The organism is Pigmentibacter ruber (assembly GCF_009792895.1).
GTDB lineage: Bacteria > Bdellovibrionota_B > Oligoflexia > Silvanigrellales > Silvanigrellaceae > Silvanigrella > Silvanigrella rubra.
This window is the reverse complement of sequence record NZ_WSSC01000001.1, coordinates 970,002-984,373: the sequence shown is the minus strand read 5'-3', so window position 1 is coordinate 984,373 and position 14,372 is coordinate 970,002. Positions and strand designations below refer to the sequence as shown.

The following is a 14,372-nucleotide window of genomic DNA, read 5'->3' as shown; positions in this document are numbered from 1 at the left end:
TGATTATACTGTAAGGAACCTATTATGAAAGTCATTATTTTTAGCGCTCATGATTATGAAAAACCATATTTTACTGAATTAAATAGTCACAATAACCATGAAATATTCTTTGTTTACAATAATTTAAATTTAGAATCTGCTATTATGGCAAAAGGCTTTGATTGCGTTTGCGCTTTTGTAAATGACAAATTAGACGCTGAAGTCTTAGTTAAATTGAAAGAACTTGGAATTAAATTAATTGCCTTACGTAGTGCAGGTTTTAACCATGTAAATTTAAATGCTGCCTTTGAACTAAATCTTCCCATTGTGAGAGTTCCAGCCTACTCTCCACACGCTATAGCAGAACATGGTGTTGCATTGCTACTAACTTTAAACCGAAAAATCCACAAAGCCTATAATCGTTCAAGAGAATTTAATTTTTCCTTAGAAGGGTTAGTGGGTTTTGATCTCTATAACAAAACAGTTGGAATAGTAGGTACAGGTAAAATTGGGCTAGAAATGGCAAAAATTATGCACGGTTTTGGTTGCCATGTCTTAGCGTATGATAAATACCCAAATACAAGTTTAAATTTTATGCAGTTTGTTTCGTTAGAAGAAATATATAAAAAATGTGATATTATATCTCTGCATATACCATTGACAAATGACACGCACCATTTAATTAATGATTCCGCTTTTTCTTGTATGAAAAAAAATGCCATTATTATTAATACAAGTAGAGGAGGAATTATTGATACAAAAGCATTAATTGAAGCTTTAAAAGCAAACACAATTAAAGGTGCAGCCCTAGATGTGTATGAAGAAGAAGAAAACTATTTCTTTTCAGATTTTTCAGGAAAAGGAATTGATGACGATAATTTAGCAAGATTGTTAACTTTCCCAAATGTAATTGTAACTGGACACCAAGGGTTTTTAACAGCGGAAGCAATTCATAATATTGTTGAAACTACGCTTAATAATATTTCAGACTTTGAAAATAAACTTCCTTTAATAAATGAAGTAAAAATTAAAAAAAATAATCACTAAAAATGCTGTGGAGCTGTTGTTAAAGTAACAATTTTTACCTACGCTTCACTCTTTTCTTTATTTCTTTAGCACGCACACTATTGCAAAAATGCCGCCATTATGTGATTTCTTATATCGCTTGTATTCGTAGAAATACAAAAATATTGTGCTTAAGGAGTAAATTCATGCTTTCGCTAGAAAAACGCCTCATTTTAGACTGGACAAAAGTCCATGATGTTTTTCCTATTGAAAAACATCTTGCCAATGAAACTAATAACTTAATTTCGGCAAAAAAAGCTCTTGCAACAGGAAAAGGCAAAAGTCCTGAATTTACAGGTTGGGTTCATTATGTAAAAGAAGAATGTCCTAAAATTATAAATGAAATAAGTAAAACTGTAGAAACAATAAATAATCATTCAGACGCTGTTGTTGTTGTAGGAATTGGTGGCAGTTTATTAGGTACCAAAGCAGTTTATGAAGCCTTGACTCATACTTATGCAGCAGTAAAGCCTGATCAATTCCACAAAAAGCCCTTACTATTTTGGGCGGGACATCATTTAGCTCTTGATGAACTTTCTGAACTGCTCGACGCCCTAGACTGCTACACTCCTAGTTTAATAGTGGTCTCTAAATCTGGGGGCACTACAGAGCCTGCCTTAGCTTTTAGAGTTTTAAAACAATACCTTGACGATAGATTTGGAACCACCGAAGCTTCACACCGTATTTTTTCAATCACTGATCCTAGTGACGGGACTTTACTAAAAATTTCAAAAGAAAATAATTATCCTCATTTTAGTATTCCTAAAACAGTGGGAGGGAGATATTCTGTTTTTACTCCCGTAGGCTTGTTACCTTTAGCAATTGCAGGGATTAATATTCAAGAATTTGTTGCTGGTGCGCAACAAGCATATGAAGACAGTTTGTCAGAAAAAAATCATTCTTTGGAAACAAACCCTGCACTTTGCTATGCAGGTGTGCGTAATGTTTTGTATAAAAACAATTATAAAATTGAATCCCTATGCACTTGGACACCTAAGGCAAAAGGCATTGCTGAATGGTGGAAACAACTTTTTGGCGAAAGTGATGGTAAAGAAAATACAGGTATTTTTCCAGCAAGCGCAAATTTTACTACTGATTTGCATTCATTAGGACAATACTTTCAAGATGGAGAAAGACATCTTTTTGCTACTCATCTTAAAATACAAGATGAATATTCATTAACTAAAGGTTCAATGAAAAGAAAAATAAAAATTCCAGATCCTAAATTAAATGATGGTTTTGATTTCTTATTAGGAAAAGATCTTTCCTATGTTCAAAATGAAGCTCAACAAGGAACTTTCCTTGCCCATTCCGACGGTAAAGTACCAACATTAGTTTGGGAAATGCCCGAATTAAACGCATGGTGGATAGGTTATTGGATGTATGTAAACATGCTAGCTTGTGGTATTGGTGGATATGCTAGAGGGATCAATCCATTTGATCAACCAGGTGTTGAAGACTACAAAAATAATATGTTTGCACTCCTAGGGAAACCCAGTTATGCTGACAAAGCAAGTCAAATAAAAAACAGATTAAATTCAGGTAGCCGTTTACGTTCTTTAGGATTAACTACTAAGTAAACAAAGTAGAACATTGCAAGAGGTTAAAGAATGAATACTGGTATTACAATTGACAGAGAAAAAGAAACTGCCGTTATTGGAAATATAACAGTAAGACTTGCTAAAGAATTTGAAATAAAAGCAGATTGGCTTGGAAATGAACTTGCAGCTCACCAACTTAGAGCTTCTTGGCTTCGTTTATCAGACGAAGATCTGCCAATGAATCCTAGACTTGTAGGTAAACCTGGGGTGGGTAAAACCACCTTAGCGGTTGCTGTTGCCCGGGAATTAAAATACCCAGTTTACTTAATGCAAGGAACAAGTGACACCCGTCCTGATGATTTAATTGTTACCCCAGTAATCACTGAAGGAAAGCAAATCAGTTATGTAGCAAGTCCAATAGTAACAGCTATGTTACTTGGTGGCGTGTGTATTTTAGACGAAGGCAATCGTATGTCTGAAAAAAGCTGGGCTAGTCTTGCCTCTTTACTTGATCACCGCCGTTATGTTGATTCTATTATTGCAGGAGTTCGTATTCATGCGCATAAAGAATTTCGTTTTGTTACTACAATGAATGATGATTCCAGTGTGTATGATTTACCTGAATATATTCAAAGTCGTTTAAACCCACAAATATTTTTAGATTTTGCAGATATTGAAACAGAAGCACGAATTATTCGCTTTGCAGTTCCTTATGTGGAAGAAAATTTACTATCATTATTAGTAACATTTTTAGCAATTGCGCATAAATATGAAGAATCATTTTCTGTACGCGATGGTATTCAAATTGCAAAATATGCGCAACGATTAAAAAGTTTAAATAAAGAATTGACTTTACCAAAAGCCTTAAAAGCAAGTGTTTATTCTATTTTAGGTGAGGATGCATTAAAATATTTTCCTGCGGATGAACAAATGCAAAATGATTCTCAATCCTCTACTAGACCAAATTTAAGACCAGTATAAAAATTTTTTTAAAATGGCAGACAAAATGAGAACGCAAAAAAATATTATAAAGCTCTCAAGTCAATATTATTTGGAATTAGATCCAGAATTAACTGAGGAAAATAAAAATACTGATGTTTTTTTAGGATGGGAATATACGCATGGAAAAATAAAGGCAAAGACTTTGCAAAAATTATTTCCAAAAAGTAATATTCAATTTTTTCCAATTGCAAAAACTAATTTACAAGAATCTTGTATTTTAAAAAATATAGAACTACTAAAAGATAAATTTAAGCATATTACTAATGCTCATATTTTAATAGATTGGCCTGAGGAATGCCAGCCATTACTGCAAAATTTGCAATCCTCATTTCCGCATTCTGTTACATTAACATCCAAAAATCATTTAGCTAATAAAGACAATTCAAGCACAGTTGATAACTTAATATTAAATATTGAAGATGATCCTATCTTGTTTTTAGAATCCACTGAACCAAGAAGATATTTATTAAATATTTTTAAAAATAATATTATTAAAACTCAATGCATTGGCTCTATAGAAAGTTATTTACAATATCAGTTATTTGTTAGTAATAGTGAAAAAATGTCATTAAAATCTGAATGTATTGTAAATGGTTCGTTAACAGCCTGGATGCAATATCAGCTTGCGCAAACTTTTCCTTCGGAAATCTTTCGACATGAATTTATGCAAAATAAAGCTGAACAAATTTTTAAAAATATTGTGCATTATATTTTTTCATATTTAAATGAAAATATTATTATAATATGTGGTTACAAAACTATGAATTTAATAGAGCAGCATTTAGAAAAAATAAAATCAAGAAATGATTTAAAAATTTATGAAGTAAATAATTTATCATATTTAAAAGAAAAAAAAGAGAAAAGTAACCAACATTTTATACTAAGCCAACCAAGTAAAGATTCGTTTTTAGAGTATATACATGTACCCGGTTTTTTTATTTCAGATTTATTAGAAGAAAAAACTCCATTAGAAAATTGGCTTGATTTTGCAAGGAAAAGTTATGCAAATAGTTTTATTCGTGCAAGTAAAAATTATAACGATTGGACAAAACTAGATATCAATGCTGCTCAAGAAAGAGACTATTTTCGCTTTTCATATCGTCTTGCACAAGATAGAAATATGTTTTTTCCAAGTATCTTTGATATTTTAGTTGCTGGTTCTGCCGTAGTAGATTCAAATTTTTCCTATGAATTAATGAAAGAATGTAAAAAATTTCCCGAAAATGAAAAATTAGCAACTTCATTACCCGAAATTCATTTGCCACTCGACCATTTTTTTAAACATACTGAAAAAGTTAGTATAGAAAAATTTAGTACCATTCAAAGTAAGAAAAAATTTAAAAAAACCAAACTAAAGGCAGTAGAAAAAATAAGTCAACAGAAAAATATTACTCCTATTAGCGAAGAAAAGTATGCTGATAATACTTGGGTACATGAAGATCATCCCTATTCATGCTCGTTTCCTAGTGAAGATATCTTTATGGAAAAGTTAGCATTAGATATCAAAAAAAATATGAGTGATAAATTAAAATCACAGGAAATTAATTATCAAGAATTGCAAACAGACTTTTATGAAGGTCTAGATATCAGAGAAACCATACGCAACTGGCACAAAGAAAAAATAATTGTCAAAGAACTCCATAATACTGGAAAACCAGATATTGGTACGGTTGTATTTAGTTTTGCTGATCCAGCAAAAGACTCTTATTACTCTTGGCGATCTTTTTGGTTAGCAGAACAACATGATGATAGTAATTTAATGTTTTATGCTACACCCTTTAAAGACAATTTAATTGGTCCTGGAATTGCAAAAAGTGAATTTGGGGGGTTTGCCGTTATCCCACTCCCAAGTTCTATAGAAAATCCATGGGGAAATCCTTTCATCCAACATTATGCAAGAAATGCAACAGAATGTTTAATTTTAGCAGGAGCTCTATCTACAAATCATAAAAGTATATTATTTATTTCCAATCATCCACCATCACAACACATTGCTAAAATTTTAAAACAAAGTCGCAAAAACATTATATATGCCAAGCTCGATGAATTCCCCCAAGAAGACATTCGACTTGTCAGGACATTTCATATTTTAGCAGAAGCTGGCGTAAGAAATTATGCTCAAAAATATATTAGAAAGGATTCTTAATTATGCGCTTAAATAGGACGCATTTTAGTTACTTTAAAACCTTTTTTGCTTTCCCAAAAAAATTACTTTTACTTTTATCAGTATTATTTCCTCTAACTATTTATGGAGTTGATGTAGAACCTAAACTTCAACAAACCTACAAAATAATCCCTGGATCAACTATTCAAGCATTTCAATACAAATTACAAAATGGACTTCAATTTTATATCATTCCTGACCAACGTAACCCTGTTGCTACGATTCATTTCATACTAGATGCTGGCAGCAATCGCGAATCAAAGGGGACAACAGGATTAGCACATTTTTTTGAACACATGATGTTTCGCAAGTCAGAAGGTGCACCTGAAGGAAATTATGACAAAGTTTTAAACTCCTTTGGTGGCTCGGGCAATGCCGGAACTAGCGATGCCTATGTTACGTTTTATTCAACATTTCCTGGTCCAGCATTAGAACAAATGCTAAAACTCGAAGCCAATCGATTTCTAAGTTTAGATATTACAGATCCATATTTTTCTATTGAAAAAGGTGCAGTTATTTCTGAAAGAAAACTTAGAGTAGAAAACGATCCCCTTACCCGCAGCAGCGAAATATTACGTGCAATAACTGAACGGAACACTCCTTTGGAATGGATGACAATAGGTTCTAAACAAGATGTTGAAAATATGAGTATAGAAAGTGCTAAAACATTTTATAAAAACTTTTATACGCCTGACAATACAACTATTTTTATTGGAGGCCCTTTTGATCCCCAAAAAGTTGCAAACCTAGTGCAAAAATATTTTGGAAGTTGGAAAGGAAATTTAAAAGTAACACATCAAAAATTCCCAACAGATTACTTAACACGTGATTTAGGAAAAAAGTTTGTTTGTAGTGCACCTATTTATTCTCAAAAATATAAAATTACATATCCAACATTTAGTAAAAATATTCATGATTTAGTTAATGTCATTATCTTTAAAACATTGCTTGATGATCATCCAGATGGAAGATTTGAACGAAGATTAGTGAAAGAAAAAATTGCCACAGATTTTTCTTTTTATAAAGTGTTTTGGCAAAATCAAAGTAACCCTCTAACTGCAAATTTTTCTTTAAATAACGAACAAAAATTTGAAAATGCACTAAAATTTTGGGAAAATGGGATTAAGGAAGTATTAAATAAACCAATTAGCGAAAAAATTAAAAAACAAATTCTAAAACAATTAGCAGTATCAAATGCTGAAACTGCTGAAAAAATGACAAATTTAGTAAATACAATTTTTGAAGATGTATTTTTTCTCAAAAGTATGAACACAGCAAGTCAGATAGAAAAATTAGTAAAGACTTCTTCTACGTCGGAATTTAGAAAATGGGTTACTGAAAATCTCTCTAACAAAAATAATTATGTTACTGGAATTGTACCTACTGGTAAGGCTGAATCTTGCCAAGATTTATATACAAATTTCTTAAAGAAATAAGGAAGTAAAGAATGTTTCTTTTTTTAAAAAACACAAAATATTATCTACTTAGTTCAGCTGCCGTTCTTTTAATATGCATGTCTAGTTATGCACAAGATTTAAAAAGCCAGCGTCCTGTTATTTTTTCAAAGCCAATCGAACTCGATTGGCGTTCATATACTTGGCCAAGTATTAACTATAATCGTACAGCAGTAGATGGTGGAGGAGCTATTTACAGTTTGCAAAATGATACAAATTTAAAATTTAAAGTTAATATTGTTCTACCAGGTGGGGTTTTTTCCCTCCCCCAAGAAGATCGCCCAGCATTTGGAGCACTAGTTGATCTTTTTATTTTAGGTGGAAGTGGAAATTATAGTTTTGATGAAATTGATAATTATACATCAGAAAATGGTATTAATATCCGCACAAATATATTAGCTAATGGACAGCTCATGCTTTCAGCTGATGCGTTGACCCAAGATTTTCCTAAAGTATTAGAGTTATTACGTAATATTTTATTAAAACCAAGATTTGACGCAAATAGTCTTCCATTATGGAAACAAAGAACAATCGATGGTTTTAAAAATTTAATTGACTTTAATACCTTTGATAAACAATTTAGACTCATCGATCAGCAAGCAAATAGTGTTCTATTTGGTAAAAATCATTATTTTGCCAAAGCTTTAGAAAGATCTTCCCCAGCTGTTATAGAAAAAATTAGTTTAGAAAAAATAAAAGAACTTTATAAATTAACTATCAATAAAAATGGCTTAAATGCATTTATATCAGGAAACTTTTCCAACAATGATTTTGAGAAATTAAAAAAATTAATTTCTGATTTACCGCATTTATCTCCTCAAATTCGCACTTGGTTGCCGCAAAAAGATATAGAAGCAGATAATATTACAAAAATTAGAACTGTTTTAATCACAAAATCTGATATGAGCCAAAGTAATATTTCATTGCGTTACTATTTTCCAAAAATTGGAAAATTAAATTCTTTTGAAAGTACCCAATTTGATATATTGGAAGAAATTTTTTCTTCCAGTGGTGGAATTGTTGGCAATGATAGATTTACAAAGGCTCTGCGGGCTGACTCTGGTATAAGTTATTCTCCACATGCTTACTTCAATGAAACAACACTATATCCAAACACAAATTTTGGAATGTTTCACTTAACTTTCCAAAGTCCAAATGAAAGATTAGCTGAAGCTGTGAGCTTAGCTACTTCAACTTGGAATAATTTTATTCAAAATGGAATTACTCAAGAAGAATTGGATAATACTAGAACAGCTCTTATTAATAGAATGCTTGCTTCAGAAATTACTGTATATAATAAATCCGATGAAGTCATGAATCAAATTTTAAAAGGAAATTTACCAAGTGTAAACCCTATTGAATTTAATTTAGCAAAGCTAGATAAACAAAAAGATGTGCAAGAATTAAACAGGCTTTTAAAAAGATTAAAAAAGGAATCCGTCTATCCAGTTTTAGTTATTATGGGGAATCCAAGTTCAGATGAAATAAAAGAATTAAAAAATATTTCAGATATTGACTTAATTAGCACAAATGACTTAAACACCATTATTAAACCTTATTTAAAGTAGAAGGATAAATTTTTATGATTAAATCTTTTTCGGTAAGTAATTTTTCTGTAAATGAATTTATAAAAAAAGTATCTGATTCTTTGTCACAAAGAGAATTAGGGAAAATTGCTAATGTTTCTTTAAATGGAGAGAATGTAGTCATTACATTCTCTAAATTGGGAAAAAGCGAAGTGATCTATTCTCTAAAAAATCTTTCAGAAGGATTTGAATGTATTCATAAATCAGAGAAAATATCACTAACTCACAAAGCATTTCGATCTGACATTGAATCTAAACTTTCAAAAGTTTTAGAATTACATGGTGCAAAAGTAATAAATTAACAACCGCCAAAGATAACCATTTTTTATTATATTTAACGCAAAATTTATTTCTCTCAAATTAATTAAATTTTTATTAGCTAGCTTCTTAAACAACCCATTATAATTTCTATAATTTTCTTTGCTTTTTATTTAATTTTGTTGTTATTATCCCACTGCTTTAAAAATGATTATATGAGGATATTACTATGAATAAATTTTATTTTTCTATCATACCAATTATTTTTCTAACTGGTTGTGCAAAATCACCTTCTACAAGCGAAAATATTCAAAAGAAAATGTTAAATGTCAGTTATAGTGGAACAAGTCCAAAATCATCCATGCTTGTTGATATCCATTGTGAAGATGCACTAGAAGGAGAGAATGATTGGGATGATAAAAATGTAAAGTTTGATTCACAAACAAGTATTAATATTATTCAAAATTCAAGTTGTAGCATAACAATTACAAAATATACCCTAGCCAATGGAGATACATTTGTTCCTAAAGACAAACCCCTTATCTTAAATATCACGGAATCTGGGACTGGTAGTTCTGTAAGCGGTACTTATAGAAATTCTACAAATAATGAAATTGTTTTATTTGCTGATGCTACAAATTATAAAGTTGAAGTATATGAAAGAAACAATCCCATTAAAAACTATACAAGTGCCATTCTGTTTAGTTCCGATACTAATTTAAGTTCACTTTTTGGAATAATAAATACTCCTAAAAAAATAGCTCTAATTTTCAAACCAACTCTTGGATACTTAAACAATTTGACAGTTGATATATCAAAATTAAATTCTACTTTTCCAAACGCATGGAGCATAGAAGGCCCTTCTTCTTGTACAAATTTTACAAATGATTGTAAAATTACCTTAGTGTTTAATCCTCCAAAATCTACATCTGGAAGTTTGATTAGTGTTTTAAATGTTAGTTATAACAATGGTAGTTTACAGACTACACAAATTCCAATACAGTTTTCAGCATCAACAGCATTAAATCGTTCTACTACACCAACAACTATTGAATACAATGAGGAGGAGCTATTAAAGAAATATCACCATAGTTTGCAAGAAATTCACAATAATCACAAACAAAATCTCTCGGACTCTTTATTACCAGATGAAATTTAATTTTGATTTCATTTTTTGTTTTATTTCAAACAAGGAGTAAACATGAAAAAGATTGTCGTCATAACTTCATTAGCTTTAGTTGCTGTTAGTTGTAATAGAAAATTTAGCACAGAAACAAATGATTTTAATTCGGGAACAAGTGATATTAGTTCAAAATTGACTTCAATGAATGTCTCATCTCTTTCGAGCGCATTATCTAAATTTAAATCGATAGATGTAAACATTACCTGTCCAAAGGCGTTAGATGGTATAAATGACTGGAGTGATAACTATACTGTTCAAGACACCAGTCCTAATTTTAATATTGTAAAAAATAGTGCTTGTACAATTAAGTTAAATAAATATTTTGATGGAATAAATACTTTTACTCCTAAAAGCTCTCCACTAAGTATTGCAATCTCTGCCGCTGGCATTATAACACTGACAAACCCAGCTGTAGAATATTCTGTTTCTCCAACAGATCCTGACAATAAAAAGTGGTATTTTGCTGCTGCTGGAAAAGATCCTTATAAATTGATTATAAATAATGGAAAAGATGCTGAAAAAGTTATTTCGGAAATTGTGAATTTAGATCCTCAAGCTGTAACTGTAGAAGCGGGCCCTGCTCCTAGTGCACCTAATGTTACAAATTTAAAACTTACAAAATTTCCACGCAATAGTGGAGACTGGGATTATTCTTTAAGTGGTAAAATTGATAAGCCAAGTGTCTGCAAAATTTTCGAATCTTCAACTGTTACAAACTATGACTACAATTCAATCAACCAAGTGTTCACAACCTCAAATGGTGCAATTACTTGCCCAGATAATTTACTTACAGGGGTGCAAGGAAATTGGAATTCTTTTGCCCAATCAGAGAAAGTTATTATTTGGCAAAGCTCAGATCCAAGTGCCTCCTTTTTTGGTTATACATACTTAGTTTTACCTAAACAAAACTAATATTTACTTAATTTCCCTTCAGCTTTAATAGAACTCACTTCAGAAAGTAAATATAGCTGTAAGGGATTTATTTTAAAATTTTGAATATAGGGTTTTACTAAAAAATTTGTTGACTTACTAATAATTGGTATTTTTGGGACATCTTCCAACAAAATTTTTGAAGCCTGCTGAATGAGTTCTTTTCGTTTTTTCGGATCAAGTTCATGCATTAGATCTAAAACTATTTTATCATAATATTTATTTTTATAATTTGAATTATTTAAGGGATTATTACTAGTTAAAATATTATAAAAATCATATACATCATTAATATTGGCTAATACACCCATTCTTATAACTTGATAATTATCTAGTTTTTCTTTTTCTACTAAATTATCCCATTCTTCCTCAACTAATTCGGCATTTATTCCAAGAATTTGTTTCCACATGCTAGCAATAGATATAGCAATACTTCTATGCATATAGGCTTTATTAAAATGAATATAAATATTCAATTGATTATTTTCATTGTATCCTGCATCTTTATACAAACGCTTTGCTTCTTTAATCTGCATTTCTCGTGACCAATAATACCAATATGGCATTGTATGGTCATGATTTTTTAATCCATAAGATAAAAAATCATATAATGGAATTTGTGTTTTATTAAATAAACTTTGGGATATAAATTCTCTGTCTATTGCTATATTTAATGCTTGTCTTAATTTTTTATTACTAAATGGTGGAGATTGAATGTTAAAAGTATAAAAATAGCAGCCTAAAATAGAAACTGTTTTCAACTCCGAATCAAATTTATTTTTTATACTTTTGATTTGATCTAACTCTATATCAGTCACTATATCTAATTGACCATTTTGATAAAGTTTAATTAAAGTATTAGGATCTTTTTCAAAAATATAATTAATTTTTTCAAAGTTAATAGCTTTTTGATTCCAATAATGTTTGTTTGCTTCTAAAATTATTTTTTCACTTTTATTTGATTTTTTTAAGGTATAACTTCCATTTGTTACTAAATTTTCAGGTAAAGTAAATTTGCTACCAAATTTTTCAATATTCTTTTTTTGCACAGGAAAATTATTTGAAACAGCTAATATTTCCAAAAAAATAGGAGTAGGTTGAGTTAAATTTATTTCTAAAATATATTCGCTAAGAGCTCTTACACCTAAGGAAGCTATAGGCATTTTTCCTAAAATTATTTCTTTACTATTTTTGATAAATTCTGATAAATAAGATTGATAAGAATAAACTGCCGGATCAACCAGGCGCTGCATAGAATAAACATAATCATTTGCTGTCAGTTTTGTCCCATCTGACCACTTTAAATTTTTTCTCAAATAAAAAGTATACGTTTTTCCATCTGAACTTAAAGTCCAACGTTCAGCATTTGCTGGTATTATTTTACCTTCACCATTTGAAATGACTAAGCCTTCAAAAAGTTGATAAATTAGTACATTGCAAATATTTTCTTTACATTTTTGCGGATCTAATAAACTAGGAAATTCTGTTTGCCCAATATTTAGTTCCTTAGTTCTATTGATTTTACCATATGTATCATCAAATGAATAAGAAAATTCAATAATAAAACAGCAAATAAATGCAACTAATTTTTTTAGACCAGTAAATTCATCCATGAATTCCTCATTCTATCAAATGTTAATTTAAGATAAATTTATCTACATCCGTATGTCTTAGAAGAAAATTAAACTTGAGGATCCGCATTCCTTGAGTTATGAGAAAATCCTGATTTCTTATTCACCCTAAAAGGAGAAAAACCATGGTGTTTACCTCAGCAGCAGTCACTCTTGAATGGAACCGCAATAATTTGATTCTTCGCCGTGGGGCTAGCCAAATCCTCATCAATGCAGAACACGTTCAAAGTTTACGCACCCAAGAATCCGAAGATTCTTTCATTAATTTTTTCCGGACGACAGCTCTCCAAAATAGAGAAGCACGTAGAGTCTTCCTCTCATGGGAACGTAAGGATAGCGAACTTTTAAATAAAATCTATAAAGAAATGATGTCTTAAAAAAATTTTATTAAAATAGATAGTAAAAATGCGAATAAGTATTTTTATTCAAATAATTTCAATACTTTACAAGGTGAAATAAATGAATTTAAACAATCAACCTCAACCTGAGCAATTTGTTAATATTGCATATTACAAATTTGTTCAAATTGAACAGCCCCAAGAGTTACGCGAAACCTTATTAAATTTGTGCAATGACCTGCAAATCAAAGGTACTATACTACTAGCACATGAAGGAATTAATTCTTGCTTAGTTGGTTCAAACTCTGCCATAGATGCTTTTATTTCTTTTATGCACAAACATCCATGTTTTTCAGACATTGAATTCAAAAAAAGTTATAGTGAGCATATCCCTTTTCGTAGAATGCTGGTTAAAGTTAAAAAAGAAATCATCCCAATGGGCATGGATTCAATACAACCTGCAAATTTTACAGGAAAATATGTTACAGCCATGGAGCTGAAAGAATGGCTAGACAAGGGTGAAGATCTTGTTTTTCTAGACACTCGAAATGATTATGAGGTTGAATTAGGTACTTTTCGCAATGCAATAGATCCTAAAATTAAAAAATTCCGCGATTTTCCTGACTGGGTTCGTGAAAACTTTATGCAGTATAAAAAGCAAAAAGTTATTACCTTTTGTACCGGAGGAATCCGTTGTGAAAAAGCAACGGCTTTTATGCGCCAAGAAGGTTTTGAAGATGTCTACCAAATTCATGGTGGAATTCTTAAATATTTTGAAGAAACGCACAAAAAAGCACCGACAGATGACAACTACTATGATGGCGACTGCTTTGTTTTTGACTATCGAGTAGCAGTTGATAAGCAATTAAAAGAAACTCAGTATGAAATTTGTTACGCATGCTGGACTCCTTTACGTGCTGAAGACAAAACTCATCCTAATTATAAAGCGGATACCTATTGTCCACATTGCTATGAAAATTATCTAAACAAAGAAGTCAAGCGTAATAATTTAATCAAAGAAAATAATATGCGGTCTTTGAAAGTTCGCCAAGAAAGAGCAAAAAAAATCCGGGAACAATGGGAGAAGGGACTTTTATAAAATCCCTTTTCTTCTCTAAAAGCCTTAATTACTCAGCTTTTTAATTTTAATTTAATCAGTGATTCATTCTTAATTGTTTAAAACTAATAATGGTCTGCAGTATGCATATAACTGCAAAATATTACTTTTAGGCATAGAGATT

The 14,372-nt window shown here is 30.6% G+C and carries 12 protein-coding genes; 11 read left to right on the top strand and 1 reads right to left on the bottom strand.

Annotated features, from left to right (window positions below; all coding sequences use genetic code 11):
* The first annotated feature begins 24 nt into the window (after positions 1-24).
* The 9 genes from GOY08_RS04105 (at position 25) to GOY08_RS04065 (ending at position 11,144) form a co-directional block, all read left to right on the top strand.
* Entirely contained in the window at positions 25-1,026 is a 1,002-nt protein-coding gene (locus GOY08_RS04105; RefSeq protein ID WP_158997403.1) for a 2-hydroxyacid dehydrogenase, read from the top strand.
* A 164-nt stretch (positions 1,027-1,190) separates the two neighbouring features.
* Complete coding sequence (locus GOY08_RS04100) at positions 1,191-2,624, top strand: glucose-6-phosphate isomerase (protein ID WP_158997402.1); 1,434 nt, start codon at positions 1,191-1,193, stop codon at positions 2,622-2,624.
* Between the two features lie 30 nt (positions 2,625-2,654).
* The gene (locus GOY08_RS04095) at positions 2,655-3,566 is read left to right on the top strand and encodes an AAA family ATPase (RefSeq protein ID WP_158997400.1); all 912 of its coding nucleotides are present in this window, start codon (positions 2,655-2,657) and stop codon (positions 3,564-3,566) included.
* 25 nt (positions 3,567-3,591) lie between these two features.
* A complete protein-coding gene (locus GOY08_RS04090; protein ID WP_158997398.1) occupies positions 3,592-5,733 on the top strand; it encodes a hypothetical protein in 2,142 nt (713 codons plus the stop codon).
* Positions 5,734-5,735: 2 nt separating this feature from the next.
* Positions 5,736-7,187, top strand: a complete 1,452-nt coding sequence (locus tag GOY08_RS04085) for a M16 family metallopeptidase (RefSeq protein ID WP_158997396.1) — start codon at positions 5,736-5,738, stop codon at positions 7,185-7,187.
* An 11-nt stretch (positions 7,188-7,198) separates the two neighbouring features.
* Entirely contained in the window at positions 7,199-8,773 is a 1,575-nt protein-coding gene (locus tag GOY08_RS04080; RefSeq protein WP_158997394.1) for a M16 family metallopeptidase, read from the top strand.
* Between the two features lie 14 nt (positions 8,774-8,787).
* Positions 8,788-9,093: a hypothetical protein gene (locus GOY08_RS04075; RefSeq protein ID WP_158997392.1), complete on the top strand. Its 306-nt coding sequence runs from the start codon at positions 8,788-8,790 to the stop codon at positions 9,091-9,093.
* 185 nt (positions 9,094-9,278) lie between these two features.
* Complete coding sequence (locus GOY08_RS04070) at positions 9,279-10,208, top strand: hypothetical protein (protein ID WP_158997390.1); 930 nt, start codon at positions 9,279-9,281, stop codon at positions 10,206-10,208.
* Between the two features lie 42 nt (positions 10,209-10,250).
* Entirely contained in the window at positions 10,251-11,144 is an 894-nt protein-coding gene (locus GOY08_RS04065; protein ID WP_158997388.1) for a hypothetical protein, read from the top strand.
* On the opposite strand, the gene GOY08_RS04060 is transcribed toward GOY08_RS04065, so the two are convergent.
* On the bottom strand, positions 11,141-12,775 hold the full coding sequence (locus tag GOY08_RS04060; protein ID WP_158997387.1) for a peptide ABC transporter substrate-binding protein: 1,635 nt from the start codon (positions 12,773-12,775) through the stop codon (positions 11,141-11,143). The genes GOY08_RS04065 and GOY08_RS04060 overlap by 4 nt on opposite strands.
* Positions 12,776-12,918: 143 nt before the next feature.
* On the opposite strand from GOY08_RS04060, the gene GOY08_RS04055 reads away from it, so the two are divergent.
* Positions 12,919-13,170, top strand: a complete 252-nt coding sequence (locus tag GOY08_RS04055) for a hypothetical protein (protein ID WP_158997386.1) — start codon at positions 12,919-12,921, stop codon at positions 13,168-13,170.
* Positions 13,171-13,252: 82 nt separating this feature from the next.
* Positions 13,253-14,230: an oxygen-dependent tRNA uridine(34) hydroxylase TrhO gene (gene trhO, locus GOY08_RS04050; RefSeq protein ID WP_158997384.1), complete on the top strand. Its 978-nt coding sequence runs from the start codon at positions 13,253-13,255 to the stop codon at positions 14,228-14,230.
* Positions 14,231-14,372: the final 142 nt, after the last annotated feature.

Bases quoted from the DNA above. Each gene is read 5' to 3' on its own strand.
- GOY08_RS04085 (WP_158997396.1), top strand. From the start codon at position 5,736: ATGCGCTTAAATAGGACGCATTTTAGTTACTTTAAAACCTTTTTTGCT.
- GOY08_RS04100 (WP_158997402.1), top strand. From the start codon at position 1,191: ATGCTTTCGCTAGAAAAACGCCTCATTTTAGACTGGACAAAAGTCCAT.
- GOY08_RS04060 (WP_158997387.1), bottom strand. From the start codon at position 12,775: ATGGATGAATTTACTGGTCTAAAAAAATTAGTTGCATTTATTTGCTGT.
- GOY08_RS04095 (WP_158997400.1), top strand. From the start codon at position 2,655: ATGAATACTGGTATTACAATTGACAGAGAAAAAGAAACTGCCGTTATT.
- GOY08_RS04090 (WP_158997398.1), top strand. From the start codon at position 3,592: ATGAGAACGCAAAAAAATATTATAAAGCTCTCAAGTCAATATTATTTG.
- GOY08_RS04055 (WP_158997386.1), top strand. From the start codon at position 12,919: ATGGTGTTTACCTCAGCAGCAGTCACTCTTGAATGGAACCGCAATAAT.
- GOY08_RS04065 (WP_158997388.1), top strand. From the start codon at position 10,251: ATGAAAAAGATTGTCGTCATAACTTCATTAGCTTTAGTTGCTGTTAGT.
- trhO (WP_158997384.1), top strand. From the start codon at position 13,253: ATGAATTTAAACAATCAACCTCAACCTGAGCAATTTGTTAATATTGCA.
- GOY08_RS04105 (WP_158997403.1), top strand. From the start codon at position 25: ATGAAAGTCATTATTTTTAGCGCTCATGATTATGAAAAACCATATTTT.
- GOY08_RS04075 (WP_158997392.1), top strand. From the start codon at position 8,788: ATGATTAAATCTTTTTCGGTAAGTAATTTTTCTGTAAATGAATTTATA.
- GOY08_RS04070 (WP_158997390.1), top strand. From the start codon at position 9,279: ATGAATAAATTTTATTTTTCTATCATACCAATTATTTTTCTAACTGGT.
- GOY08_RS04080 (WP_158997394.1), top strand. From the start codon at position 7,199: ATGTTTCTTTTTTTAAAAAACACAAAATATTATCTACTTAGTTCAGCT.